The following is a 26,533-nucleotide window of genomic DNA, read 5'->3' on the forward strand; positions in this document are numbered from 1 at the left end:
GGTCTTTTTTTGTTTAAAATAAAGTAAAAAAATGTGATTGTTTCTAAGTCTGCAGCCCTACCTTTAAAGAGCAGGACGGAGAAATGAGTGACATAATTACAAAAGCTTAATACTCTCGAAAGTTAATATTTAACCTTAATTAAACTTTAAATAGTTACCAAAAGACCTTAATATTTATTTGTTAAGGTCTTTTTTTTGTTTAAAACAAAGTATAAATTGTGATGATTTCTAAGTCTGCAGCCCTTACCTTTAAGGGGAAGGACGTGAAAATTAGTACCCCACCCTTGCGACCTCAATGGCCTCGTTTCACTTGTAAACTCACCAAATAAAACACAGCGATTGAACCACTCAACTCATTAAGCTAAGATGGTTTTTTAATCTTTAACTGAGTAATCCAATGAAATCTATAGCATTTACAACCGCTGTATTGTGCCTTGTCTACAGTTCCTTAAGTTATGCTGCCACTACGAATACTAATGCCAAGTTAGTAAAAGCAGTAATGCCCGAGTTAATGATGCTATATAAAGATTTGCACCAAAGCCCTGAGCTATCTAGCGTAGAATTTAATACTGCCAAAATACTTGCTAAAAAAGCACGAGCTTTAGGTTTTGAAGTCACTGAAAAAGTCGGAGGTACTGGTGTGGTTGCGGTATTAAAAAATGGTAAAGGCCCGACGGTATTAATTCGCGCCGATATGGATGCCCTGCCAGTAAAAGAACAAACCGGTTTAGCCTTTGCTTCTAAGGTAACCACCACAACGGAGGAAGGTCAACAAGTCTATGTCATGCATGCTTGTGCGCACGATACCCATATGACTAGTTGGCTTGGTACGGCAAAGTTACTCAGCGAAAACAAAAAAAACTGGTCGGGTACTTTAGTGATGATCTTACAACCTGCTGAAGAACGTGGCCGTGGTGCAAAGGACATGTTGGCTGACGGTTTATATAAACGTTTTCCTAAACCTGATTATGCTTTAGCCTTTCATAATTCAGCTAGCTTAAAAGCTGGTGTCATTGGTTATACGCCGGGTTATACCTTCGCCAATGTTGATAGTGTCAATATTGATGTTAAAGGCGTTGGTGGTCATGGCGCTTACCCACACACCACTAAAGATCCCATTGTTTTAGGCGCGCGTATTGTTGGCGCTTTACAAACGTTAGTTAGCCGAGAATTAAACCCGCAAGACCCTGCTGTAGTTACCGTTGGCAGCTTTCAATCAGGCACTAAGCACAATATTATTTCTGATCAGGCTCTATTATTGCTAACCGTGCGTAGCTACTCAGATGAAACACGTAAAAAATTACTTGATGGCATCGCTAGAATTGCCAAAGGTGAAGGCATCGCTATGGGTTTGCCGGAAAATTTATTACCGGTAGTTACGGTGAAAGATGAATTTACTCCAGCGACTTATAATGAACCTGAATTTACCAAAAGCATGGCAGAGCTATTTACTGCCGAGCTAGGTAAAGATCGCGTTATTGAAGTACCTGCGGTCATGGCGGGTGAAGATTTTGGTCGCTATTACAAAGCCGATAAAAGTATTAAAAGCATGATATTTTGGGTCGGTGGTGTACCTGATGATAAGTGGCAAGCAGCTCAAGCAACGGGTGCGGTCTTACCCTCACTGCACAGCCCTTTTTGGGCACCTGATGCTGAAAAAGTCATTAGCACAGCAACACAAGCAATGAATAGTGCCGTGTTAACAATTCTAGCGAAGTAGCTACTGAGTAACTGAGTACAAGCGACTAGTAATAAAACTAGTCGCTTGTTCAATCACTGGTAATAATTCCCTAATACTACTTTTAAAGTTGTATTTATTAAACGGATCTTAAACCACTGACTTGACCACTTTAATATGCAAACGTTTAGCAATACGGTTTAAGTTAGCCCTATCTGTTGATAACCGCCGTGCTGCTGCCGCCCAATTACCTTCTTCATTTTTAAGTACTCGACTAATTAATTGCTTTTGAAAATTTTCAGTCTCTGCTTTTAACGATAAGTTAACACTATCATTCGCTGTCGATGACAAACTATGTTCAGTAATCAGCTCTATCGGCAACTCAACGCCAACAGCGTTAAGTGAGCCGCAATCCACTGGTTCTATCACGATTATCGCCTTACCTCGTTGGCGGGCACGTGCCTTTAGCGTTGCTCGGCTGATCACGTGCTCTAATTCACGAACATTACCTGGCCAGTCATATTGCGTTAAGTGAACAATCGCTTGTTCGGTTATTTTTAACTGAGTAATGCCGAGCTTGCGTCTGGTTTGCTCGACAAAATACCCCGCTAATAATTGGACATCGCCAACCCTTTCATAAAGTCCTGGCACCCTAATAGGATAAACACTTAACCTATGGTACAAGTCAGCACGAAAACGCCCTTCAGCTACTTCTTTTTTTAAGTCTCGATTGGTGGCAGCAACAATACGAACATTCACTTCTTCAACATTGTCTTGGCCTACAGGTTGAATTTCATTACTTTGTATCGCTCTTAATATCTTACTTTGCGCCACTAGTGGTAACTCGCCAATTTCATCTAGAAATAAAGTGCCGCCATCGGCCAGTGAAAATTTACCGGCTCGGTTTCTATCGGCTCCGGTAAAAGCGCCTTTTACATGGCCAAAAAGCTCACTTTCAATCAAGTTTTCCGGTAACGCCGCACAATTTACATAAACCATAGGACCATGTTGGCGGAGTGATTTTTGGTGCAAGGTACGAGCAACCAGTTCTTTACCAACACCTGTATCCCCATAGATTAAAATATTAAAATCAGATGAGGCGACTATATCTAACTCTTGTTTGAGTTGTGACATGATGGGACTATCACCGATAAGTTCACCACCATCTCGTTTCCATGCTTCTTCGGTTAACTCAGCGACTACTAGCTGTGAATGGTCGGCCCTACTTTCAAGTTGCTCCAGTAAAAATGCCGTATTGAGGGTGGCTGCCGCCATCGCTGAAATAACTTCTAGCGTACGCACCTCAATATCTTCAAAATCATGGGGCGTTAGGCTATCTATGGTTAATAATCCCAACAAATTATCATCGTAGTACAAAGGCAAGCCCATGCATGAATGCACGGGTAAATCGCCAGCTCTATCGATCAATAAACCATCATAGGGATCGGGTAACGGCGAGTCGGCAGCAAAACGAATCGGCGATTTTGACTGACAAAGTGCTAAAAACCTTGGGTGTTCTGCAATATAAAAACGCCGGCCTAAAGTGTCCCTACTTAAGCCTTGTAGCGCAATGGGTTTCAGTACATCGCCATGATAAGAGAGTAATGCAACAGCATCACAGGTAATAGTCTTTCTGACGGTATCTAATAACCGATCGAACCTATCTTTACTATTTAAGCTACTAGCAAGGTCGATTGCTAGCTCAATAATTGCCGTTGATGATATTTGTTTCATTGTTGAACCTGATATTGACGAATTTCGATGAAAGCCTTAGCTCACCTCACATCAGACAAAATAACACGTAAGAGTCATTATGACCACAATTTATGTATGTCAATATGACTACATAAATAAACCAAACAAAGGTAAACTATTGAATATAAGGTATAAATATAATTGGCACTTACTTTGCAATGTTAGATTTAAATAACCGAACTAAATCAATAATCGATAAGAGTGCACCATGTATTCACAATTTTTTATCGCTAGCCAACTTCCTAATATTGACCACGCACTAGGCTTGCAAAAATGCTTAGTAATAGGCAACTATTTAATGTTGACGTCTTTTCTAGTTGTCGCCTCTTGTATCTTTATCACTTTCGCTTATGACCAATACTTCACCATTCCAGCGCAAATATCGGCCCATATTGCCACCATAGTTTTCGCTGCTTTACTCAAAATTGGTTATGTCTTGCGCTGTATTGCATTACATGGCTTTGGTAAAAGGAACTTTTAATATGTTACAGATTCAAGATCCAGAGATAGCTCAACTAACTTGTGATCATCAAGGTAAAGATGCACTCAACTATTTAAATCAACATCCAGTCTTAGACTTACCGTTTAGAAGCTACTTTCTGCTGGCAGTTATTGGCTCACTGTTCACGCTTGGTATTTGGGCTGCGTATTTTAATGGCTATTTCACTTTTGCCGGTAATGGTATTTCGCCCCTAGCCTGGCATATCCATGAAATGATTTTTGGCTTTGGCGCTACAGTGGCCGTTGGTTTTATTCTCACCGCAGCCCAAACTTGGACTGGCCAACCAAGTATAAAAGGCTTGCCGGTAGTCGGCTTTATTGCAATCTGGTTGCTAGTTAGAGTTGCTTTGCTGGTTAATTTACCCAGTACTATTATCATCGCCATCGTCTTGCAAAGTTGTTGGTGGTTAGGCACGATTGTTGTCTTTACGCGTTTAGTACTAAAAAGTAGCAACCGCCGAAATTACCTATTTATTCCGTTATTGTCCGTATTAATGCTACTTAATATTGCCCTCTTACTACTCGATTTTACCGGCCATTATGAACTAACTCGACATATTGCTAGAACCTGTGTACTGATGTTTTGTTTATTGATGGGGATATTAGGGGGACGAGTAATTCCCTTCTTCACTGTCTCCGGCGCTAAGCTCGAGCCAATCAAATCTCCCCATTGGTTGACACCCTTACTTACTATCACTTCAATTTCAGGTGTACTGGTATTTTTTAGCTCGATTTTTATTAATTTACCCTTTAGTCCGGCTGGATTAATGATAGCTTCAGGATTACTGCACCTTATAAGACAAAGTTATTGGCGTAGCTTTGCCACCCGAAATATCGCTTTATTGTGGTCCTTACACTTAGCCTATTTTTCTCTTGGCTTAGGGCTAATATTATTGGGTATGAGCTACCTTTCGACCGAGGGCATTAGCCCTATTCAGCTAACCATACCCTTTGGCGATGCATTGCATTTAATCACCATAGCAGCAATGGGCTTAATGATTTTTGCCATGATGAGCCGAGTATCTCTTGGCCACACAGGCAGAGCCTTAACACCGAGTAAACTGGTTTCATGGCTATTTTGTCTTATTATTCTTTCAGCACTGGCGCGAGTAATTCTACCGTCACTCTCTTGGTCTTTCTTGCCAATATTAATAAATCAAACACTGCTGGCTTGGAATATTAGCGCCTTAGCTTGGCTAATCGCCGGGGCTTTGTTCTTAAAAGTTTACCTCGTTATTTTGACCACTAAGAAAATTGAGAAGAACTTTAATCGCTAGATAAAGCAATACCAAAGTCCATAAACCCATTTAAAACACCCTAAGTAATTTTGCCTAGGGTTTATTTTTCAATTTACCTTAGGAGTAACCATGTTAACTGATAAGCACATCGATATTATAAAAAGTACCATTCCCCTTTAGAGAACGCCGGCCCCGCATTAACAAATCATTTTTATCAACGTCTATTCGCCCATAACCCTGAGCTGAAAGACATATTCAATATGGCCAATCAACACTCAGGTAGACAACAAGTGGCTTTGTTTGAAGCTATAGCGGCCTATGCTAAAAACATTGAAAATTTAGCTATTTTAACAACCGCGATAGAGCGCATTGCCCAAAAACATACCAGCTTTAATATTAAAGCGCCGCACTACGCTATTGTTGGCCACCACCTGATCGAAACGCTACGTGAATTAGCCGGCGAAACTTTCACTGCTGATGTTGAAGAAGCGTGGACAGCAGCCTATCAATTTTTAGCGCAAATATTTATTGATAGGGAAGCAGAGCTTTACCAAGCGCGCCGATACTTTAGGCGGTTAGCGCGATGCCAGAGTATTCACCTTGATAGATAAAATCGTAGAGTCAAAATTGGTCACCAGCTTTATTTTTATGCCTGTTGATGACAAACCGGTAATAGGATTTAAGCCAGGTCAGTACTTAAGTATTGAAGTGACGGATTCCAAGCTGTGAATTTAAAGAAATACGTCAATACTCTTTATCTGATAAAGCCAATGGTCAAACTTATCGAATTTCAGTAAAGCGAGAACTAGGTGAAGTTACTGACGCTACGGCTAATAAATCGGCTATTAAAGGCATAGTGTCTAATTATTTACATGATGAGCTATATGTTGGTTATGAGATTGATTTATACGCGCCAGCAGGCGATTTTCTCTTTAGTGATCGTCAAGCCCCGGTAGTATTGTTATCTGCGGGGGTAGGTATTACCCCTATGCAAGCCATGTCAGAAACACTAGCCCAACAAGGTTACAGCAATTCTGTGCATTATCTACATGCCTGTGAAAATAGTGAACAGCATTCTTTTGCGGCAAGAACAACAGCGCTTATTGATGATAACAACTGGCAGCAAACCATTTGGTATCGTAATCAAACCGTTGAACAAGCGCATATTCACTCAGGCAGGATGGATTTAACGCAACTAGACTTACCTATTGAGCAAGGTAACGTTTACCTTTGTGACCCGATTGCTTTCATGCAATTTTCCAAACGACAGTTACTGACTTTAGGGGTAGTCGCGACAAATATTCATTATCAAGTGTTTGGTCCCCATGCTAATTTATAAACAAAGTGAATAATTTAAAGTAGCTGATAATAAACCGGCACAAAATTGAGTCCTGGTTTATTTAAGTTTTCGCTATCTAAGAGCGCATTAATACTTCGAAAATCCGCAAATCACACCTAAGGCAATATATTTTTTAAGGATATTATCTATCGAGCTATCGGCTTCGATCATAGTGGTATTAGCCATTACTCTCTCAATTGCCATTTCAAATGAATGACCCTGAGCAAATGACTGTAGCAGTGCAAATTCACTCGCGCTTATAGTTATCATTTGTGTTTTTAATGCCTGCTTAAAGAGCACTATATTAGTTTCATTGTCACCATCAAGGGCTAGTTCACTATTGTCTGGGACATTTTCTTGATTCATCTGCCATATTTTATCAATAGGCTGAGTCGATTTGATTAAAGCTACTGATGGAGCAAGGATAAAATTCAATTGCAAGGCGTCTGCTGGTGCCACTTTTGCTAATAAAGTCCAATCGAAGGTAATACTGTCTTTTGCTAAAGAGCATTGATGAAAGAGCCACTCAAGCTGGGCAACATCTTTTAGGTAAGTTAATGATTTAGCTTGCTCTAACTCAGCTACAAATAGCGGAAAGTTTTCACCATAATCATCCATATTTGCTGTTGTTGGCCAATAAATAAAAATATATTGCCGACTAACTTGTGCAAAGAAGTCTTTACCGACTAACTTTTCAACCACTGGATAAGTTAGACTTAGTGAACTAGTAATATTGGCGATGGCACTATGTTGATAAATCCCCATTAAACCTTGAGCAGAAATTGAACGGGTATCAAGTTCCGTTGCCATGGAAATATTATTAGCCGTTAAAGTACCCGATAAACAGTCCTTAATAAAGTTAGACTGTAGGTCTGCTAATTTAGTCATAAACAAACCTGATCAATCGCTAGATTTTCAAGGTTTACTTCATTTTGAATAATAACTTCCGCTTTCTTTTTTTCTGCCAATAACACGGATAATTCGGGAACATTTGTGTCCCATTCAATCAAGGTTGGCAAAGCGCCAAACCGTTTAATAGCTTGTTGGTAAAGTTGCCAAACCCCCTGATAAACCTTCTCTCCATGGCTATCTATATAGACCTCTTCACCCTCTATATTATCGATACTAAAACCCGCTAAATGTATTTCTTTTACCGCTTTAACAGGTATATTTGTTAAATACTCTACCGCATCGAAACCCTGATTATGAGCACTGACATATATATTATTCACATCGAGTAATAGCCCGCAGCCTGTTTCTTGTGTCAGTGCCGACAAAAACTGCCATTCCGCTATGGGCGAGTCGAGATAAGTTAAATAACTTGATGGGTTCTCTATTAATATCTGCCGTTGTAATACATCTTGTGCATGATTGATATTTGTCACGACAACAGCAAAGGCCTCTTCAGTAAACGGGATGGGAAGTAAATCAGGCAAAAAGTGTCCGCTCTCAGAGCCGCTCCAAGATAAGTGATCAGAAAGTAAACTTGGCTGTAACCAGGCGGCTGTTTTTTTAATGCTTTGTAAGTGTTGCTCTCGTACCGGGCAGTCAGTTGCCGCAGAGCCTAGAGACATACCAATACAGTGGGCTGATATCGGATAATCCAGGCTAATTTTAGCGAGATATTTTGCCGCAGTACTGTCTTGGCTAAAAAAATTTTCGGTATGAACCTCTAACCAAGGCACATCAGGTTTGTCTTCAATAAACTGCTGGAAATGCTGATGTTTAAGCCCAACTCCCACCCCATGAATACCTTGCATTATTTATGCTTCCCGTTTTATCTATAACTCTGTAATGCACCCGTGATTTTTTCTAAGCGCATTACATAGGTATTTATAAGCTATTTCTTGGCTGGTTTTACTGCTTTAACAACACCACCAGTAATTTTTTCACAGGTACCTTTAGGTACATAAACCCATTCACTGGCATCATTATTCTTGGTCGCTTGTCCCGCACAGTTATGACTGCCATTTAAAGCACCACAATCATTTTTACCTGCTTTAGCAATACCGGCACATTTCTCCCAGGAAGTCGGTTGATTAGGCACGGCATTGGCCGATGTAGCCGTTAAAACACCCAAAGCTAAAAGACTAGAGATAGCTGCACTGGCAATTTTTTGATTGTTCATAGTGATATCCTTAAAGTGAAATTAAATGTAATAGTCAGAGAATAAAGATAGTGGATATCAACAATAAATTTCAATAATAATTTTTTGAGTTAGCGAAACCTTTTATTTCATCCGCCGAAAAACAAGATAAATGGCTCAACTATTTCGAATACCAAAAAAATTCAGCAATAAAATAATTAATTAATTTTCTTAGTGCCTTGAAAGCTAAGGAGCCTAGCATTGCCCCTCTATTTACTATTTTTCTAAAGCTAAAAATGTACAATCGCCATTATTAGCTAGCTATTAGAGGAAAAAAAGTCCGTCATACACTAAGCTTTTTATATGCAACACCACAACTGAAGGGTAACCGTAATGAAAATGACTGAATTACACAGTGAGATACAAACCGGTATTATCAATTACCTATCTGCACACCCAGAGGCTTGTGCATCAGTACAAGGCATATGCAATCAATGGCTATCGAATGAAAAATATTTGCACAATATTGATCAAGTAAAAACCGCGGTAAATGGTTTACTGCTTCGAGGTGAGATTCACCGGCATGTTGACTCAAATAAATTCAGTTTATAAAAGATAAAATCAGCCCATAACCGGCTAGTAATTTGGTTCTAAATTTTAAGTTTTCAAACATTTTTTAGATCTCATTAAATTATGGGTGAATTGGCAAGCAATGTTGACCGTGGTAATGTTGACCGTGGTCTCGTAATAAAGCCAATACCAATCACATGACTATTTTGGACGTGAGTCGTGATATAGCTCTAGTTTTTTGAATTAAGATAACTGTTTGGTTGCCGGCTAAGAGCAGAATAGTTTACTCAATAGTATTCCATTTCACAGCTGAACATCTTGACCCGGACCTTATACCAATTTGATTAAATTTCTTCCCAGCTCAGAGCTGTACTTAATGTTCAATAACAAGGCAAATTTGTTTAGGTCTAGTTAGTCTAAACCAAATAAATTTAACGATGTTAGTGGGCATTGAGTAAGCTCCCAGTGGGCGAGTTTAAAGGGTTCATATTCGGCGTTATTGATTTTGACAAGGACGCTACACGGATGTAGCCTCTTAGAGAATGCAGGAGCATATTCTCCTGAATAACCATTCTCTTCAATCAATGCCTTGCCTCTAAACCCTTTAACTCTCGCTGAGTGGGAAAGAACTTAATCAACTTGGTATTCTTTAGTTCTCCCCCAAGGGCTGACCATAACTAAATTCAACCCGATTACCGTCAGGATCTAACACGCCACAATAATAGCCAACGGGATATGGCTCTTCTTTAACAGGCCACAATAGTCGACCTTCCTTTTCAGCTTTCTCTGCTATAGCATCCACTTGCTGCTTACTTGTTAAGGCAAAGCCAAAGTGAGAAAAATCCATCGATGATTGTTGGTGTCCTGGACCACGGGGTAAAATGACAAAAATAAATGTATCAGCTTTTCCGGGCTCTGCTAACCAAATAATGTGTTTACCATTAACGTGCCTATCACGTACTAATTGCATGCCAATATAGTCTTGATAGAAAGCTACACAACTAGCCAGATCTTTAACATGTAAAGCAATATGAGTTAAACGCGCCATAACTAATTTCCAAGTTAACCTAAGAAAAATGTTCTCAGCTCGCCTTTAGTTGGCCGTTCTCTAAAAATCAAACTGCCATTAATCAGAATATTAGGTGAGTGGCGGATATGATGCGATGCAACAAGCTCAGGATTTTCTTCAATATAGTCAACGCAATAGTTTATACCCGCATCATCGAGTTCACGTTTTATATTAGGCAAACATGAATCAGTGTGTGTTACCAGAAGTTGTACATGCATAGTAGGCTCCTATGAAGCAAAAGGCTCAATAACTATCCTTAGTATAGCTAGTTATTGAGCCGTACATTTCATAGGAAATTCGCCGCAATATTTTTACGGATTAAACAATTAAACAATTAAACAACAAGCATCAGCTTTACTATACTTACTTATGTAGCCAATCAAACTTTAGTTTGGAAATAGTTCTGACGTAGTTTTTAGGTAGCTAGGAGGTAATTATGACGATGTTTTTCTTAGTAGTAGGCATTAGCATAGTGACGCTAATCATGTTTTATTCAGCACATGCTTGGTATCATTATTTAAGTCACCCACACCACCATTAACAATAACTAATTAACATATAAGTTAACTAGTTCGCTCTTATTCTTGGCTTTAGCCTTGAGGCTAAAGCCAGTTTAACGGACTCCATGCATGCCCCGTTTTAACAGCGGCGCTATCAAAAGCAGCGCCACGCCTGTACCTAGTCCAATCCACATTAAAAATTCGAACAGCTGACTATAGATAACTATTGCCTCACTAACATTAGCAACTTCCCCTCCTTGGGTATCAATGGCTGCCATTTTCCCTAAGCGCATTGCAAGGGTTTCAGATAACGCCGTTGCTAAAAACCATACTCCCATAGAAAGCCCTACCACACGATGAATTGCCAGCTTAGTCACTGCAGAAAGCCCTACAGGAGAAAGGCAAAGTTCCCCGGTAGTGTGAATTAAATAGGCTAACACTAACCACCACAAACTAATTTTACCCGCTTCATTAGGAAATTGTGCCCCGATGACCAAAACACCAAAACCTAAGCCGGCCTGAATTATACCTAAAGCAAATTTAACCGGGATATTAGGGTTTAACTTATACTTATCTAACCATACCCAAAGCGCGGCAAAAGGTAAGGCTAACAAAATGATAAAGCCCGCATTAAGCGAGCCAAACTGACCAGCCGATATCTCAATGCCGGCAATATTTCTCTCAACGACTCGATCGGCAAATAAAGTCATTGAACCTGCAGCCTGCTCAAACAAGGCCCAAAAAACTATTGTAGATGCAATTAATACCATCAGTACCAACATTTTTTGCATTTCTTCCCGGCTGCCTTTTAATACCGCATAAGTGACTAAACCTACGCCTGAAACGACCAACAAAACCTGCTGGGCGGCAAATACTACTGGCTCATGTTGGATCACCAACCAAAATACCGACAAGCTGGCAACGGCTGAGAAATAGATTAAATATTCTCGATTGAGCAAACCCCAAACCTTCTCAACTAATAGTTCAGGCTGTGGCGGCTCAGCCAAACCATGTAAATATTTCAGCCCCTTAGTAAAAGTAAATAAGCCAAATGGCATACCGATACCCGCAGCGCCAAAACCATAACCCCAGCCAAAGGTTTCACCCAAATAAACACAAATGATAGTAGCGGCAAAAGCGCCAAGGTTGATTCCCATATAAAAGATAGTAAAACCAGAATCACGACGAGGATCTTCTTTTGAATATAACTGACCAACAATAGTTGAAATATTAGGCTTTAAAAAACCAACGCCAACAACAATAAACGATAGCGCCAGATAGAAAATATTCAAAGCCGCTAAATCTTGAATTTTTATAGTTTGTGTTAATAGCGTACCAGCGCTGATTACCGTGCCATTGTTAAGGGTAATATCTGAGATTAGCATAGTACCTGCCACGTATTGAACCGCTTGGTGACCTTCCACCGCCATAAGAAAGTGACCTACACAAAGCAAAATCCCGCCAAAAATAACCGATTTTTTCATGCCTAAATAACGATCTGCTAACATGCCACCAATAACAGGCAGCGTATAGACTAAGCCAGCATATGAACCTAAAACCGCCAAGCCCTCTCCATCTGAAAATAAGTGATATTTAGTCAGGTACAAAAGTAACAAATACTTCATACCATAAAACGAAAACCGCTCCCATAATTCAGTAGCAAAACAAACATATAAGCCTTTGGGGTGACCAAATAATTCATCGGAATTAGCATGCCCATTCACATATCTAAGATTGCTTTGTGCCATATATGCCATACCTTCAACAAGGGGGAAGCTATAGAGCAAGTATAGGGGAGTATTATAGATACGCTAAAGGCTGCATTGTTATGTTGAATACTCAGTAAGTGAACAGAAGCAATTGCACTAACTAAGTGAGCAGTTTCAAATAGCTTAAATAACTACTGCTTTGCAAGTTATTAAAATTTAACTCTCTATTTTTATATTATTTTAGAATTAAACACTATAAATCACGGTTTTATCAAGAAATACGCAAAACAAAACCTAGGGTTACATGAAACAATTACCTTATATAAGCCATTGTTAATTACCGACAGTCCCTAATGGAATTAACAATCTAACTTTAGATAGTTTAAGAGAACTTTATGACTAATTTAGCGACCGATGCAAAGCAACCTTTGAGTTTAATTTACCTAGATGCCAATGCTACTACCCAGGTTTTACCACAAGCTGCAGCGGCGGCCTTAGTAACCATGGAAACGCTATTTGGTAACCCGAGTAGTAGTCATGTTACCGGACTGCAAGCGAAGCAGATAATGGACAAAGCTAGACAACAAGCTAAACAGATTGTTGGTGCTGGCGAGGGTACAATTATTTTTACCAGTGGCGCGACTGAGGGTATTCAAACCGCTATTTTATCTGCATTAGTCGCTGCGAAAAAGACGCTAGATAAAGATGCCGATTATTGCCTACTATATGGTGCAACTGAGCATAAAGCCGTACCAGAGTCACTCAAACACTGGAATGAAATTCTTGAAATAAACGCCGAAGTGAAAGAGATACCTGTTGATAGAATGGGTCGCCTTGATATGGATTTTATCGCTAAAGAAGTCCCTAATGCCTTGATTATTTGTACCATGGCGGTTAATAACGAAACAGGTGTCTATCAAGACATGAACTTATTAGACCGAACCATACGTACCAATAACGCCAACACTGCTTGGATGGTAGATTGTGTGCAAGCTTTAGGTAAAACCGACTTAGACTTAAGCCAGACTAGTATCGACTATGCCCCCTTTAGTGGTCACAAACTATATGCCCCTAAAGGTATTGGTTTTATGTACGTTAGAAAAAACGCCCCCTTTACCGCTGTTATTGCCGGCGGAGGTCAAGAAGGTGGCTTACGCTCAGGCACAGAAAACTTACCGGGTTTAGCCGCGTTAAGCGCCATATTTAGTATGCTGTTAGGTGAAAGTGAATCTTGCTTTGCCTCAGTAGCAACCCTGCACTTATTTCGCCAACAGATGGTGTCGTCATTAACTCAGGCATTTCCTGAAATCGTATTTAATCACAGTATTGAAAACTCAGTAGCAACCACTATTAATTTTGCTATTCCTGGCTTTAGTTCGAAAGAGATTATGGATTTATTCGACGCGGCTAACGTACGAGTCAGCTCTGGCTCAGCATGTAGTTCTAAAGTAACGCGCAGTTTTGTCTTAGATGCCATGGGGCTGCCAGCCTGGCAAAGTGAGTCAGCAATTCGAATGTCTTTTGGCCCCGCAATGACACAAGAGCTAGTTGACACTGCCTGTAGCCGAATAATATCTGTAGCTCAAGCATTGCAGCAAAATTGCCTCATTATTGACACAAATAGCATGGCTGAAAATACCCGCGCCGATAAAACTGAACTAGATGGCCTGGTACAATTTAAAGTCGGTGGTAACTGTAGTTGGTTATATGTCGACCAGAAAACTAAATCGGCAATCTTTATCGATCCATTGCCTGAAGTGGCTGATCGCCTACAAACAATACTTACTTGTCAGGAACTTGATTTAGTCGCGGTTATTGATACCCACGGCCATGCAGATCATGACTCTTGTCGTGTTAGTATCGTAGAATCGTGCTTAGCTGAGCAGCAGACTGATGCACTAGGCTGGCCAGACAATACGCAAACAACAAAAATTAATGGTAATGAATACCAGTACCTAACGCTGGGTGATAAGTGGTTGGTTAAAGTAGCAACGCCAGGACATACCGATGACAGCATTAGCTTGTTATTATGCGAACCCGTAACGGATGCCACAGCATCATTACAAGTGCATTATGCTTTTTGTGGAGATCTGATTTTAATGGCTAGCCTTGGTCGCACAAATTTCTCCACCAGTAGTGCCCCAGAAATGTATAGCAGCTTACAGTCATTGCATACGCTTATCGGTAACAACAGTCTTGTTTGTCCGAGTCACGACTATAACAACGAGTTTACTACCAGTATTGCCACAGAATTATCACGTAATTCACTGCTTGCTCAAGTGATTAATAATGAAATGAACAGTGCGGCGTTTTCACTGCAAAAAGCTAAGATGGATACTCATATTATCGACGAATCTGGCAGTGAAATAATGTGTGGCGCGCTAATTGGTACTTGTAATAAAATTACTGTGCTTGACTATGACAGCGCCAGTTTAGCCAAGGCTTTAAAGCAATCTAATCCCATGAAGTTAATTGATATCCGTGAACCACACGAATACGCCCTTCAACACGATGACAGATTTAACATCAATGTACCTTTAACTCGATTAGTGCAGTTTATCCAAGCGCAGCAAGATAAGCAGCAAGAATTGGTACTTATATGTCGCAGTGGCAGTCGCTCTCAAATAGCAGCACAAGCATTAGGTCGTTTAGGTTTTGAAAATGTTGGCCATTTAAAAGGTGGTTACGCTTTACATCAGTATTAACAGGTTTTGGCTTTAATTTTCCAAATAAATAAAACCCGATACAGGTACTCTGTATCGGGTTTTCGCTTTTATTTACTAAGCAGTAACGTGCCAAGGTACTAATCCTGCCTAAATATCTTTTACCTAATTAGTACCTTTTTCAACGCTAGATATGGGTCAGTTTTCAGGATTAGCTCTTTTTTTAGGACCATAATTATAGCTGCTACTTGTTGGTGTTTAACCAAAATCAACATAACTCGTAAAATGCAAACCATATTGAAAAATTGTCGGCATACTGATGACCATTAAAATTAAAAAAACACCTCCCCCGCTGCTAACAATAAGCTAAGGCTTTGTTATTACCACAAAAAAAATTATTTTTATTTTGTGGCATGCGCTTTGCTCTGTTAGTTCATATTAAAGTAATGCTATTAACTTCAACCTTCATTCACATGATAAAAGTTGAATGAAGGAAATTTATATAGCAGAGGTTAATTTGAGGAGTAAACATGATTTTATCTCAATATAAACGAATATTGGTGCTTCTTTTCATTTTAACACCGCTACTTAGTGCCTGTGGTGAAGAAGAAGAAAATGAAGAAGTAGTACAAACGCCCCCCGTTGAAAACACGATGGCAAGCAACATAGAAAATCAAAATAACATAGAGCAAGAAGCAACAAAATCCCTTAGTAGCGTCTCCATGGAAGGCAACTTTGCCTTTGAAACCCAAAGAATGGTAACTGTTGATTTACATTTTATAGCAACACAGTTCCAAGAAAAAATTGCAATTTATTCAGTAATAGATGCCAATACCAACACCCCGATAAATTTGCTAGAACAAGGCATCATAATTCAATCCAATAGCTATAAGAGCATGCTGGCAGCGGCCACAGCAGTCAGCTCTTTAATTGTGGTTAGAAATGATGACTTTTCAAATGCAGTTACGGTAGAAATAAATAGTAATGACTTACTTACTCATACTTTTCAGGAGTAATGAAAATGAAAACAGCGATAATTAGCATACTAATTTTTTTATCAATATTTGCTGCCAAGGCAGACCCCGTATTGCAAAGCATAACTTTAGATTTAAACGCTACTGACTATAAAAAATTGGGAGCCTCCGTCGCTATTTCTGGTGATATTGCGGTTATCGGTGCTCCTGGCTCAGCTGGCGATATAGGGCAAGCATGTCTTTACCAACGTTTAGGTGAAAGCTGGAGCCTGTTAAGTTGTCTTAGCCCAAATACTGAAGATCAAGATACCGTGCAGCAGTTTGGTAATACCGTGTCAATATCAGGCGATCTGCTAGTTATAGGTGCAGAAAACAAACAAAATGGTAAACATGGTGTTGCCTATATTTATCAACGCCAAGGTGATTTATGGTTACAACAAGCTGAATTAATCAGTCCTAATTCATCTTCAAATGATAAGTTTGCCAGCACGCTTAGCATATCGGAAAACTATATAGCGATAGGCTCGCCAGGTTTTTCAGCAAGTCATGCCGGTGCTGTGCATCTGTTTAAAAGTACGACTTCCGGCTGGGTCGAAGATATCGTTATCACGCCAATTTCATCTTTTAAAAGTGCACATTTTGGCTCGTCACTGATGTTAACCGGCGAATACCTCATCATAGGAGACGATGACCATGGCCGTGCCCATGAAGGTACCGGATATATTTACCGACGAGAAGATGATATTTGGAGTCTCCAGGCAAGCTTAAAAGGTGGCGATGTCACTAAAAGCGCCAATTTTGCCACCAGTGTCGCTATTTCAAAAAACTACGCGGTTATCGGGGCAAAATCAGAAAATAGCTCCTTAGTTAAGAAGAATAAAAAAAGTGGCGCTGTCTATGTTTATAAACGCACAGGTAAGTTATGGCAAAATCAAACGAAACTGTTAGCAAGTGATGCCGGACAAGGAGATAACTTTGGCTCTAGTGTTGCTATTTCTGGCGATTATCTAATTATCGGCGCCGAAAATAATAATAGCGCTAGGGGGTCAACTTACTTATTTCGAAATACAAACGATGTTTGGACTGAGGAATTTAACTTTCAGGCTGATGATGCCAATCAGCAAGATAATTTTGGTCATGCAATCGCTATTGCTCAAGACTATATAGTCATTGGCGCACATAACAAAAGTGTGGCAAACAACACACAAGGAGTGAGTTACCTTTATTATCTAAACCGCGACACTAGCCCATCAGAAAGAGAAAAAGCACTGACCGAAATACAAACGCAGCTAGCTTATGATTCTGCAGAAATAGATAGTGACAATGATGATTTGAATGATTGGGATGAAATTAATATATTAGGAACTGATCCATACCTAAGTGATAGCGATGGTGATGGCTTAACCGATAAAGAAGAAGTTATGATTTATCAATCAAATCCGCTGGTAGCTGATAGCGATGGTGATGGCTTATCTGACCTCGACGAAGTGGTGCTTTATAATTCAGATCCTACTTTGGTTGATACCGATGGTGATGGCTCAAGTGACTATGAAGAAGTAATGGTTACTAAAACAGAGCCCTCTTTAGTTGATTCAGACAATGATGGTTTAACCGATCAGCAAGAACTACTGGAAACCAATACCGACCCAACCCTCGCTGATACTGACGGCGATGGTTTAACCGATAATGAAGAGCTTAATTTATATAATACCGACCCCCATAATGCCGATAGTGATAATGACGGTTTTAGTGATGGTAACGAAGTGAACTTTTATGAAACCTTACCCTTAGATAAAAATGATACGCCGATTATAGAGACCACCAGCACCTCATACTCGCCGTCAAACAGTGAGTTTGGCACCATGGCATTTGAAGATGAATGGCCAATAAAAGGCGACTACGATTTTAATGATGCAGTATTTGATTACAACGTTGAAGAAAACAAAGTCAATGGTTTGGTGAGTCGTATTGTTTTTAAAATACTACCTACGGCTCGCGGCGCCATTTATGATAACTCCTTACGATTAATGATTAACACGCCAATTAGTAATATTGGCCAAGTAACCATGAAGTTAAAAGGCGTGATAACAGAGATAACACCTATAGCAGACGGCAATCAATCCCTATTTATCATCATAGCTAAAATAGAAGATGCCTTACCGCCGCCTCCGGGATATAAGATGTCTAATACCTTTTCCGGTAGCCCTAAAGTTAATGGCAACCTTTATACCTTAACCATTAATTTCAATTTCCCTATATCTTCTCAAACGTTAGGCACGGCGCCATACAACAGTTTCATTTCTAGAGTACTGGATACTGGTGAGCATATAGAAGTACACTTTCCTGGCTATTTCCCCTCAAAAAAAGCCTCTAGAAGAAAGTTTGGCCAAGGACAAGATGACTCAGATAAAAGCCAAGATAGGTATTATCAAACGGAAGGCAACTTACCTTGGGCAATGCTGATCCCGACCAAGTGGCACCATACTAAAGAGCGTGTAGATCTATCTAATGGCTACCCTGATATTTTGCAATGGGCTGCAAGCAAAGGGAAAAGTAAAAAAGGTTGGTATAAGAGTAAACGTAACTCAAAATTTGTTTTTGAAAACGTTCCTGATATTTAATAGCGGATGTAACTACTAAGGCAGTAATAATATGTTCTTCGCTGAGCTGGGCAAGTATTGCTGAAATAAAAGATTAAACGACTTGATTAAATGTTAGCTACGGCCAACTAGAGCAGGCCGTATCATTAAAAATAACAAAGCCAGCATATTAGCTGGCTTTTTTACTTAATAGAATAGCTTCAATAGCTAGTTATTTATTTAGTTAACTAACTTCTCTTGATTTTTATTAAGTTGATTCGAAATAGTTAATAACGCAATACCATCAAAAATAAAACTAACACCAATAATAAGTCCAATAATCCAAGCGCTTGAAAAAGGCCAATTAGTCAGCACAACGATACCTAACACAAAGGATATAACACCGTTTAACAGACTGAACACTTTAGCTGATGATTGTAGTTCAAAGGCCAGTACCATTGAGCTGAAACCACTAATTAAAAAATAAATCGCAATTAATAAACCAAGCACACCAAGAATTATAGCTGGGTGAGTAAAGATAATTATCGCTAAAGCGGCTAAAACAAAAGGCCTAAACCATAAGGACATGTTCTGTGTCTTGTTATGCCAAGCATTAAATGACAGTGCTGTTGAGGCCAGTAAAAAAATCCCCGCAACAAAAGTATTGAAAGCCATACCAATAAAATTAGGCACTAAAATAGCTAGCAGACCAATAGTGATCATTACCATACCAATCACTTTAGTATTTTTAATCAACGCTAACTTGAGCTGCTGTGCGGTTGTTTCCCGCGTTACTTCTGGTGCTTGAGTAGAGCTAATGTCTGAGCGAGGTACGAAATCTGTCATGTCGGTTTATCCTTAAATTGACCCGATAATATATTGATAAGGCTAAGGTAGCAGAAGCGACTAATAAACTGTATTTATTCTTAATACTGTTGGTGAATATCCAAAGTCAAAGAGTAAAAAACCCGATGCAAGTTACCTTGTATCGGGTTTTAGTTACTATTTACTCACGACTAATATTAGCGAGTAAATCATTTACCTAAGTTTACTTAAGGATTGTACGTTACCTCTAAGCTAACACCACTTGCTGCCGAGTAACCATAGACACCAATGTGCCAAGTATCCGCGGTAGGATTAGTGAATGAACAGTTTTCATTGTTGCCACTCTTATATGGACGACAGTCATATACAGAAGAAGTCGGTTGAGAACCCCGTCTAATATACATATCCGCATCACCACTGCCACCGCTCATAGCGAAATCTAATGTTGCCATGCCCGCAGGAACATCAAGGGTGTAGTAGGTCCAAGCACGACGAGTAACGCTAATATCTGTTACTGAGGCACTGCCACCTGTAGCTCCGCCACCAGTGCTAGGCTCGGTAAAACTACCGGTTAAGTTAACACCACTAAAGGTAGAGTAAGCGACGACTTTAACAAAGTAAGTGCCCGATTGAGCGCTAGCGATTGGACAACTCTCAGCATTACCACCCTTGTATGGACGACAATCATAACTACTGCTTGTTGGTGCTGAGCCAAATTTAACGTAAAGATCAGCATCACCTGTGCCACCACTCATAGCGAAGTTTAATTCAGTCGCGCCAGCAGGAACGTCCATAGTAAAGCTCAGCTCAGTACTTGAGCCAAGGTTAGCTTTAGCAACACCATTTTCAAGGACATTACCTGTTGTCGGCGGCGGTGTAGTGCCACCACCACCACAGCTAGCTGCCAATGCATCTGAAGCAGCTTTTGCTTGTACTAAACCAAAACCTGTTTTGTCATCACGACCTGCTACACCCAAGTCAATCGCGGTGTTTTTCAAGGCACTGCGGACATCGTCGGCGCTACAGTTCGGATTATTACTCCACACTAATGCAGCAACACCGGTAACGTGTGGGGTTGCCATTGAGGTGCCATTGTAATAGGCATAATCTTGTGAACCATTAACCGTTAAGCTAGCGTTGCTACCTAGCTGAGTCATAAGTTGCTGGCCTAAAACACGGCTAACAGAAACAGTAGGTACGGTTACGTCAGTATTGGCATCGACAAGGAAAGGATTTTGTAACCCCGGACGGATGCTGTCACTATAAACAATAACCGCAGAGGCACCGGCATCAGCACACGCTTTAGCTGGGTTGATTTCCGGGTAGTTACTGCCCTTTTGGTTATCATTACGTTCTGCTAAACAAATATTACCATTAACATTAGTACAGCTATAACTGCTACCTGAAATGGTACAACTTGCTAAGACACCGTTAGCACTGCCATCAACATTGCTAACCAAATAGTTACCGCCACTCTGAATGTAATGCGTTTGCGGTACTACGCTGTCATTACCATATGTAGTTGAGCCAACAGTGATAAAACCTAAACGGCCATCACCAGCAACGGTAGATAATATAGCTTCGCCGGGCGCTGATATTTCAACTTGACTGGTGTATTGAGAAAATTCTGCATGTTGATTGTTACTATCTAAAGCGCCAACAGCCATAACCACGTCGTAAGATGCTGGGTAAGACAAGGTCGCGTTACCATCATTACCCGAAGCGGCAATTAATAATACGCCAGTATCAGCCGCAGCTTGTAGAGCATTTTTTTCAGTATTACTTGAGCCAGATCCGCCTAAACTCATATTGATAACTTTAGCGCCGTTATTGACACAAGTATCCACTGCGTCAGATAAGTCGCCAGAGTAACCCCAACCACTTTCGTTAAATACCTTAACAATATGCAAGTTAACGTTAGTGCTTGGTAAAATACCGACAACACCTTCACTGTTATTTACGCCGGCAATAGTACCCGCAACGTGCGTGCCGTGAGAGCCGCCGTTCTGATACCAGTTACCTGTGCCTGAGTTATTAGTGCCCGAAGCATTATTGGCATTCAAATCAGGGTTTGTTTGTTCATAACCCGAATCAATAATACAAACGGTCATGTTAGCTGCATCAGTGTCTGTTAATTGATCCGATTGTGTCTTCGCGATACCCCAAGGTTGGTTCTGAGAAAAGAGAAAACGTTGATAATCAGGCTCGATTGATTCAACAGACGGATGCTTACGTAATTTTTCAATGAATTTTTCTACATCTTTCACCGAGTGCATTTTATCAAGCGATATTACATGGCTATTATTTTTTAAAACTTTAACGTGTTTTAAATTTAAGCCTATTTTTTTAGCTAAGCCCGGCGGAATAGTTTTACCCTGCTTCTTATCTTTAAAGGTAATAATTAATCTGTCAGTGTAATCGTTACGTTGCTGTTTTTGTTGTGCTTGCCACTGGGCAAAACTTTGTGTTGCCGATTGAGCTAGGGTGGTAACTTTTTCTGCTTTATTAAGCTTAGCTTTACTCGCTGCATTACTCGCAACACTGGTCACGGTTAAAACTGCTAAGGCGATAGCACTCAATGCAATCTTTTTATTATTTCTCATCTGATATCAACTCCATCATTGTTAATTTACGCTTATTACATAAGTCATTTTGACTAATGTCCTGCGTATTATTTTTATAGGTTGGCTTTAGTATTTAACAAAAAACTAACATTAATGACATTGAGTCTTCAGCCCTTTTTTGACTAGTAAATTATCGACAAATATTAATAAAAACCCGACGACAAAATCTTACCAACAAAAGCTAAACCATTGAATATAATGGCTATGATTTAATTTTGTCGTTTTTGTACGAAAAGCTGTCGTTATTTTACTAGAGGCAGTTTTACTAACTGTTACTATCGAATTATGCAAGAGGCAGGAAGCCAAGTTAAGCAGATGTAAATAGTAAGTGAAACATTTAGAAGGAGAACGGACAGTTCATCTAAACAGTTAAACTAAATAGTTCATCTAGATAATAAAAATTAGCGTCCTTAATAATAAGAATCAGACGACTTAACCTTAAACAGAGAGTGAAATACCTATGAAAATTTCTAAATTTGCAACCTCAGTTCTAGCCTTAGCAGTAACCGCTGCATTCTCAGCGCAAGCAGCTGATGACAGATTCATTATTAAAGTAGACAACAGTAAAAAAGGCATTGTAAAAGCCTTAGCGAAAAAGCTAGGTGGTGATATTAAGGTTGATGGTAATGGCTTTATTGCGGCTTCATTTGCGGGTAAAGATTTAAGCCAAGTTAAAGGTTTATTAAACAACCCACATATTCAAATGGTTGAAGAAGATCAACGTCGTATGCCTTTATCTATTTATAGTGATGATGTTGGTAATGCTATGACTGAACAACTAACGCCTTATGCCGTAGTTCAATCACAAGCAGATCAAGTGAGCTTTAATGCGAGTGCCGGCATGAAAGTTTGTGTTATTGATTCTGGTTTAGATCGCTCTAACCAAGATTTCGTTTGGAACAACATTTCTGGGACTAACAACTCAGGTACAGGAAACTGGGATGAGAATGGTGGTCCACACGGTACACACGTTGCAGGTACTATTGGTGCTGCAGACAATAACGTCGGTGTTGTTGGTATGGCTCCAGGCGTTGATATGCATATTATTAAAGTATTCAATGCTGATGGTTGGGGTTACTCTTCTGATTTAGCTTATGCTGCTCAAAGATGTTCAGATGCAGGCGCAAACATAATCAGCATGAGTCTTGGTGGTGGTGGTGCAAACAGCACTGAAGAAAATGCCTTTCAAGCCTTTACTGATAACGGTGGTTTAGTTTTAGCCGCTGCAGGTAACGATGGCAACGATGTTCGTTCATTCCCTGCGGGTTACCCATCAGTAATGATGATTGGCGCAAACGACAACAATAACAACATTGCCGACTTCTCACAATTCCCAAGCTGTGATGAAACTACAGGCCGTGGTAAGAAACGTACTACAACAACCAATGAAGCTATCTGTGTAGAAGTAACAGCTGGTGGTGTTGATACCTTATCTACTTACCCAGCAGGTATGGCGACTAGCGCTTCAATGTCTGCAGATGGCACAGCATTCCTTTCTTCTTCAATGGAAAATACCGGTAGTGCTTCAGGCAATACTTATTACATGGGCACAGCTGAAGCGACAGACTCGGGCGCAAACGGTAATATCTGTATGATTGACCGTGGTAATATCTCTTTCCACGATAAAGTACAAAACTGTGAACAATCAGGTGGTATCGGCGCAATTATCATTAACAATGAAGCCGGCATGTTATACGGCACATTAGGTGATACTAACGCTACATCTATTCCTGCTGTTGGCGCAACCTTTGAAGACAGAGCTGCACTTTTAGCTGCTAATACTGCCGATGTAACCATTGGTTCTAGCGATTACGGTTTCATGAGTGGCACTTCTATGGCAACGCCTGCAGTATCGGGCATGGCGGCATTAGTATGGTCTAATCATAATGAATGTACGGGTACAGAGATTCGTGAAGCATTAAAAGCAACGGCTGAAGATCAGGGCGCTGTAGGTCACGATGACTACTTCGGTTACGGTATCGTAAAAGCAAAAGCGGCTAGTGATTACTTAACGGCTAACGGTTGTGGCGGTGGTGTAACTCCTCCTCCAGTAGGTGGCGATATTACCGCTGATGCATCAGCATACCGCGCTAAAGGCAGAAATAAAGTTGACCTAACTTGGTCAGGTGCTGCTACTTCAAGTGTCGATATCTTCCGTAACGGTTCATTAAGAACAACTACCTCTAACGATGGTGCTTATACGGATAGCTTCAGAACTTACGGTTCATTTACTTATAAAGTTTGTGACCAAGGTAGCGATAATTGTTCAAGTGAAGTCACAGTAAACTTCTAATTTGAACAGAGTTAAGTCCTTGAAATAGTTCCCTTCAAGTACTTATACCCAAGCCACCTTGAAGTCGCTTAGGTATATATCCAGCTTATTTAATAAGCTGGATATTTTCGTTTAAGCCAGGTGAACTTTTAAAAGCGCTAATGCAAGTAATAAAAGTGATTGTGGTTGGGGTGTGTTTAGTCTATGTTTTGTAGTGATATAACTTAGTTACCTTTTTGTTACAACAAATTAACTAGTTGTATACAAAGTAACAAGGTATCGTCAAAATGTAAGTAATCACCCTAATGTTTTAAGAAACACCTAGGTATTTTTAAAGATGTATTGGGCATAGGGGAAATAAGATGTTGAACAACTCAGTTAAGAAAACAATTAAACCATTGTTATTGTTAGGCGCCATTAGCTTGTCAGTTTGGCTTATCAGTTTATTTTTAAACAACACAACTAATAATAGTACTCAGTCTTATATTATAAGTGCTACAAACTATCAATTATTAAAAGAAAAAATCCGAGAGCTTAAGCTAGATCCTACTCATCAACTCGCTATTATTAATGCTGTCGCAGTTGATTTGAATCAATCCCAGCTTGTTCAATTACAGCAAAACCTTAGTATTAAGGTAACTGAAAATTACCAAGTAAAATTGACCAGTGGTCGTGCCTGGGGTAAACGTAAATGGCAGCCAAAATCCGTTGTTAATGACTTGATTGGTGCCTCCTCCGCACATGCGACCCGAAACTTTGGCGATGGCATTACCATTGGCTTTTTAGATACCGGTTTAGATCAATTACCAGGCACCTCTAAAGGACTTGGTTTATCTACAGACTTGTATGGTCGAGATAAATTCTGGGGAACTTATGATGCGATAAATAACAGCATAAGTAATTATAGCAATGAAGAAAATGGTCATGGTACTCATGTTGCCAGTATTGCCGGCAATGCCGACTATGACGTGTACGGTAAAGTGTATGGTGTTGCACCGAACGCAGCCTTAGTGGGAATTAAAGCCTTTGATGCAGAAGGCAAAGCAACCTATGCCGACGTAATTCGTGGCATAGATTGGGCGCTGCAAGTTAAAGATCAAATAAACCTTAGAGTACTGAATATGTCGTTCAGTGGCCCTGCCCGCTCTTATTATTGGGACGATCCTTTGAATCAGGCGGTTATGAAAGCGTGGCAAGCAGGTATTGTTGTGATCGCTTCTGCTGGGAATACTGGGCCAGACCCGATGACTATTGGCGTACCGGGCAATGTTCCGTATATTATTACGGTAGGTGCTATGACAGATAATTATACTGAATCTGATGTAAGCGATGACAAGTTAGCCACATTTAGTGCAGCAGGGCCTACTTTTGAAGGTTTTGTCAAACCAGAGATTGTCGCACCCGGTGGGCATATATCAGGTTTAATGGCATATGATACTCAAATAGTTCAACAACACCCTGAATTTCATGATGGTGGAAAATACTTTGAAATGTCAGGCACATCGCAAGCTGCTGCTGTTGTATCCGGTGTAGTGGCACTTATGTTGACTCAAGAGCCCTCACTAACACCTGACGAGGTTAAGTGCCGATTAATGGATAGTGCCCATGCCGCATTTAATGATAATGGTGATCTTGCTTATAGTGTATTTCAACAAGGTGCAGGATTAGTTAATGCTGCTGATGCATTGACAAGTACTGCTTCAGCATGTGCAAATCAAGCGTTAGATATTACTCAAGATATAGCCGGCAATGAGCACTTCTTTGGTCCTACTAACATTAACGATGATGGCAACTTCTATATTGAAGGCCTTGGTGATAAGTATGTCTGGCGCCACAACCAAGAGTCACTTGATGGAAGTGCGTTGATTTGGAAAGTTAATGACACTAATGATTTTTACGCTTGGCAGGATATTGCAACGACTGATGCACTAATCTGGAAAGTAAGTTTTGAAACCGATGCCTTAATCTGGAAAGTAAACCTTGAGTCAGATGCCTTAATCTGGAAAGTAAACTTTGAAACTGATGCACTTATTTGGAAAGTCAGCCTAGACGATCATAATTCTTCACCAATAGCGATAAATAGCTGGGTAGAGCAGCAATAACCTATATAAAGCCACTCCCGTAGTGGCTTTCTTTTTGTCTGAATTTTCT

20 protein-coding genes are annotated in these 26,533 nt (G+C 40.1%); 11 read left to right on the forward strand and 9 right to left on the reverse strand.

Annotated features, from left to right (window positions below):
* Positions 1-397 precede the first annotated feature (397 nt).
* Positions 398-1,720 carry an amidohydrolase gene (locus F580_RS0104545; protein WP_019026506.1) on the forward strand — a complete coding sequence of 441 codons (1,323 nt, stop codon included), beginning with the start codon at positions 398-400 and terminating at the stop codon, positions 1,718-1,720.
* A gap of 108 nt (positions 1,721-1,828) precedes the next feature.
* On the opposite strand, the gene norR is transcribed toward F580_RS0104545, so the two are convergent.
* Positions 1,829-3,412, reverse strand: coding sequence for a nitric oxide reductase transcriptional regulator NorR (gene norR / locus F580_RS0104550; protein WP_019026507.1), 1,584 nt, complete (start codon positions 3,410-3,412; stop codon positions 1,829-1,831).
* A gap of 229 nt (positions 3,413-3,641) precedes the next feature.
* On the opposite strand from norR, the gene F580_RS0104555 reads away from it, so the two are divergent.
* The 4 genes from F580_RS0104555 (at position 3,642) to F580_RS27285 (ending at position 6,511) form a co-directional block, all read left to right on the forward strand.
* Positions 3,642-3,914, forward strand: coding sequence for a hypothetical protein (locus tag F580_RS0104555; RefSeq protein ID WP_019026508.1), 273 nt, complete (start codon positions 3,642-3,644; stop codon positions 3,912-3,914).
* A gap of 1 nt (position 3,915) precedes the next feature.
* Positions 3,916-5,211 carry an NnrS family protein gene (locus tag F580_RS0104560; RefSeq protein WP_019026509.1) on the forward strand — a complete coding sequence of 432 codons (1,296 nt, stop codon included), beginning with the start codon at positions 3,916-3,918 and terminating at the stop codon, positions 5,209-5,211.
* 221 nt (positions 5,212-5,432) lie between these two features.
* Positions 5,433-5,783 carry a globin domain-containing protein gene (locus F580_RS27280; protein WP_425393313.1) on the forward strand — a complete coding sequence of 117 codons (351 nt, stop codon included), beginning with the start codon at positions 5,433-5,435 and terminating at the stop codon, positions 5,781-5,783.
* Positions 5,784-6,028: 245 nt separating this feature from the next.
* Positions 6,029-6,511 carry an NO-inducible flavohemoprotein gene (locus F580_RS27285; RefSeq protein WP_019026510.1) on the forward strand — a complete coding sequence of 161 codons (483 nt, stop codon included), beginning with the start codon at positions 6,029-6,031 and terminating at the stop codon, positions 6,509-6,511.
* Between the two features lie 87 nt (positions 6,512-6,598).
* On the opposite strand, the gene F580_RS0104570 is transcribed toward F580_RS27285, so the two are convergent.
* From F580_RS0104570 to F580_RS0104580, 3 genes are all read right to left on the reverse strand, one after another.
* Complete coding sequence (locus F580_RS0104570) at positions 6,599-7,399, reverse strand: HvfC/BufC N-terminal domain-containing protein (protein ID WP_019026511.1); 801 nt, start codon at positions 7,397-7,399, stop codon at positions 6,599-6,601.
* A complete protein-coding gene (bufB, locus tag F580_RS0104575) occupies positions 7,396-8,271 on the reverse strand; it encodes an MNIO family bufferin maturase (protein ID WP_019026512.1) in 876 nt (291 codons plus the stop codon). Before bufB ends, F580_RS0104570 begins: the two co-directional genes overlap by 4 nt.
* An 80-nt stretch (positions 8,272-8,351) precedes the next feature.
* The gene (locus tag F580_RS0104580; RefSeq protein ID WP_019026513.1) at positions 8,352-8,639 is read right to left on the reverse strand and encodes a BufA1 family periplasmic bufferin-type metallophore; all 288 of its coding nucleotides are present in this window, start codon (positions 8,637-8,639) and stop codon (positions 8,352-8,354) included.
* 351 nt (positions 8,640-8,990) lie between these two features.
* Between F580_RS0104580 and F580_RS0104585 the strand changes: the two genes are divergently transcribed.
* A complete protein-coding gene (locus F580_RS0104585; protein WP_019026514.1) occupies positions 8,991-9,209 on the forward strand; it encodes a hypothetical protein in 219 nt (72 codons plus the stop codon).
* A gap of 607 nt (positions 9,210-9,816) precedes the next feature.
* Here the strand turns inward: F580_RS0104585 and F580_RS0104590 are convergent.
* From F580_RS0104590 to F580_RS0104600, 3 genes are all read right to left on the reverse strand, one after another.
* Entirely contained in the window at positions 9,817-10,215 is a 399-nt protein-coding gene (locus F580_RS0104590) for a VOC family protein (protein ID WP_019026515.1), read from the reverse strand.
* Positions 10,216-10,229: 14 nt separating this feature from the next.
* Positions 10,230-10,454 carry a hypothetical protein gene (locus tag F580_RS0104595; RefSeq protein WP_019026516.1) on the reverse strand — a complete coding sequence of 75 codons (225 nt, stop codon included), beginning with the start codon at positions 10,452-10,454 and terminating at the stop codon, positions 10,230-10,232.
* A gap of 395 nt (positions 10,455-10,849) precedes the next feature.
* Positions 10,850-12,484, reverse strand: a complete 1,635-nt coding sequence (locus F580_RS0104600; protein WP_019026517.1) for a peptide MFS transporter — start codon at positions 12,482-12,484, stop codon at positions 10,850-10,852.
* Between the two features lie 356 nt (positions 12,485-12,840).
* Between F580_RS0104600 and F580_RS0104605 the strand changes: the two genes are divergently transcribed.
* The 3 genes from F580_RS0104605 (at position 12,841) to F580_RS0104615 (ending at position 18,703) form a co-directional block, all read left to right on the forward strand.
* Positions 12,841-15,150: an aminotransferase class V-fold PLP-dependent enzyme gene (locus F580_RS0104605; RefSeq protein ID WP_019026518.1), complete on the forward strand. Its 2,310-nt coding sequence runs from the start codon at positions 12,841-12,843 to the stop codon at positions 15,148-15,150.
* A gap of 488 nt (positions 15,151-15,638) precedes the next feature.
* Positions 15,639-16,124 (forward strand): hypothetical protein, encoded by a 486-nt coding sequence (locus tag F580_RS0104610; protein WP_019026520.1) that lies wholly within the window; start codon positions 15,639-15,641, stop codon positions 16,122-16,124.
* Positions 16,125-16,129: 5 nt separating this feature from the next.
* Positions 16,130-18,703, forward strand: coding sequence for an LruC domain-containing protein (locus F580_RS0104615; protein ID WP_040356924.1), 2,574 nt, complete (start codon positions 16,130-16,132; stop codon positions 18,701-18,703).
* Positions 18,704-18,901: 198 nt separating this feature from the next.
* On the opposite strand, the gene F580_RS0104620 is transcribed toward F580_RS0104615, so the two are convergent.
* Together F580_RS0104620 and F580_RS0104625 are read right to left on the reverse strand one after the other, a co-directional pair.
* Positions 18,902-19,507, reverse strand: coding sequence for an HdeD family acid-resistance protein (locus tag F580_RS0104620; RefSeq protein WP_019026522.1), 606 nt, complete (start codon positions 19,505-19,507; stop codon positions 18,902-18,904).
* A 206-nt stretch (positions 19,508-19,713) separates the two neighbouring features.
* Positions 19,714-22,089, reverse strand: coding sequence for a S8 family serine peptidase (locus F580_RS0104625; protein ID WP_019026523.1), 2,376 nt, complete (start codon positions 22,087-22,089; stop codon positions 19,714-19,716).
* A gap of 481 nt (positions 22,090-22,570) precedes the next feature.
* On the opposite strand from F580_RS0104625, the gene F580_RS0104630 reads away from it, so the two are divergent.
* A complete protein-coding gene (locus F580_RS0104630; protein ID WP_019026524.1) occupies positions 22,571-24,403 on the forward strand; it encodes a S8 family serine peptidase in 1,833 nt (610 codons plus the stop codon).
* A gap of 341 nt (positions 24,404-24,744) precedes the next feature.
* On the forward strand, positions 24,745-26,484 hold the full coding sequence (locus F580_RS0104635) for a S8 family peptidase (protein WP_019026525.1): 1,740 nt from the start codon (positions 24,745-24,747) through the stop codon (positions 26,482-26,484).
* The last annotated feature ends 49 nt before the right edge of the window (positions 26,485-26,533 follow it).

The organism is Colwellia piezophila ATCC BAA-637 (assembly GCF_000378625.1).
Classification (GTDB): Bacteria; Pseudomonadota; Gammaproteobacteria; order Enterobacterales; family Alteromonadaceae; genus Colwellia; species Colwellia piezophila.

Excerpts from the sequence above, each read along its gene's own strand:
- F580_RS0104600 (WP_019026517.1), bottom strand. The coding sequence starts at position 12,484 with ATGGCACAAAGCAATCTTAGATATGTGAATGGGCATGCTAATTCCGAT.
- F580_RS0104620 (WP_019026522.1), bottom strand. The coding sequence starts at position 19,507 with ATGACAGATTTCGTACCTCGCTCAGACATTAGCTCTACTCAAGCACCA.
- F580_RS0104610 (WP_019026520.1), top strand. The coding sequence starts at position 15,639 with ATGATTTTATCTCAATATAAACGAATATTGGTGCTTCTTTTCATTTTA.
- F580_RS0104630 (WP_019026524.1), top strand. The coding sequence starts at position 22,571 with ATGAAAATTTCTAAATTTGCAACCTCAGTTCTAGCCTTAGCAGTAACC.
- F580_RS0104555 (WP_019026508.1), top strand. The coding sequence starts at position 3,642 with ATGTATTCACAATTTTTTATCGCTAGCCAACTTCCTAATATTGACCAC.
- F580_RS0104605 (WP_019026518.1), top strand. The coding sequence starts at position 12,841 with ATGACTAATTTAGCGACCGATGCAAAGCAACCTTTGAGTTTAATTTAC.
- bufB (WP_019026512.1), bottom strand. The coding sequence starts at position 8,271 with ATGCAAGGTATTCATGGGGTGGGAGTTGGGCTTAAACATCAGCATTTC.
- F580_RS0104560 (WP_019026509.1), top strand. The coding sequence starts at position 3,916 with ATGTTACAGATTCAAGATCCAGAGATAGCTCAACTAACTTGTGATCAT.
- F580_RS0104585 (WP_019026514.1), top strand. The coding sequence starts at position 8,991 with ATGAAAATGACTGAATTACACAGTGAGATACAAACCGGTATTATCAAT.
- F580_RS0104570 (WP_019026511.1), bottom strand. The coding sequence starts at position 7,399 with ATGACTAAATTAGCAGACCTACAGTCTAACTTTATTAAGGACTGTTTA.
- F580_RS0104625 (WP_019026523.1), bottom strand. The coding sequence starts at position 22,089 with ATGAGAAATAATAAAAAGATTGCATTGAGTGCTATCGCCTTAGCAGTT.
- F580_RS0104615 (WP_040356924.1), top strand. The coding sequence starts at position 16,130 with ATGAAAACAGCGATAATTAGCATACTAATTTTTTTATCAATATTTGCT.
- F580_RS0104545 (WP_019026506.1), top strand. The coding sequence starts at position 398 with ATGAAATCTATAGCATTTACAACCGCTGTATTGTGCCTTGTCTACAGT.
- F580_RS0104595 (WP_019026516.1), bottom strand. The coding sequence starts at position 10,454 with ATGCATGTACAACTTCTGGTAACACACACTGATTCATGTTTGCCTAAT.
- F580_RS0104635 (WP_019026525.1), top strand. The coding sequence starts at position 24,745 with ATGTTGAACAACTCAGTTAAGAAAACAATTAAACCATTGTTATTGTTA.
- F580_RS27280 (WP_425393313.1), top strand. The coding sequence starts at position 5,433 with ATGGCCAATCAACACTCAGGTAGACAACAAGTGGCTTTGTTTGAAGCT.
- norR (WP_019026507.1), bottom strand. The coding sequence starts at position 3,412 with ATGAAACAAATATCATCAACGGCAATTATTGAGCTAGCAATCGACCTT.
- F580_RS0104590 (WP_019026515.1), bottom strand. The coding sequence starts at position 10,215 with ATGGCGCGTTTAACTCATATTGCTTTACATGTTAAAGATCTGGCTAGT.
- F580_RS0104580 (WP_019026513.1), bottom strand. The coding sequence starts at position 8,639 with ATGAACAATCAAAAAATTGCCAGTGCAGCTATCTCTAGTCTTTTAGCT.